Genomic DNA, 614 nt, shown 5'->3' on the forward strand with positions numbered 1-614 from the left:
GTAAAATATAAAATCATCTGCTTGAACACATGCTTAGCTTGAATAACTTTTATACAATTGATACACCTGAAAAAGCAGCTTTCATTCAAATAAAAAACGGAAAAATAACTCTTGACACTTTTGATGAATTAAAACCGATTGATTGTAAAGGCTCTTTTCTGTTGCCCGGATTTATTAATTTTCACGATCATTTGGATTTTAATCTGTTTCCACAATTAGGTAAGGAGCATTATCAAAACTATACCGAATGGGGGCCATTTATTCAAGCTGAGTTTAAGAATGAAATAAAAGAAGTACTTAGTATTACGCAACAATTAAGAACACAGTGGGGCATTTATAAAAATTTACTAAATGGCTTTACAACTGTTGTTAATCATGGAGAAAAATTAATTAATGAAAATGAGTTGATTAATGTAATTCAACATTTTACCAACTTGCATTCGCCTGCCTTTGAAAAAAATTGGCAATGGAAACTGAAAAATCCATTTAATTTAAGAGTACCTGTATCGATGCATATCGGAGAAGGCATTGATGAATTGGCTAACAAAGAAATTGAAGACGTTATTCACCATAATTGGTTACAGAAAAAAATTATTGCCATTCATACCTTACAG

At 30.8% G+C, this 614-nt stretch carries 1 protein-coding gene; it reads left to right on the top strand.

The features are described 5' to 3' along the window. Nucleotides 1-29 precede the first annotated feature (29 nt). On the top strand, nucleotides 30-614 hold a 585-nt coding region (locus E3E36_RS11220; protein ID WP_167895507.1), incomplete at its 3' end, for a hypothetical protein.

It is taken from the genome of Thermococcus sp. M36, assembly GCF_012027355.1.
GTDB lineage: Archaea > Methanobacteriota_B > Thermococci > Thermococcales > Thermococcaceae > Thermococcus.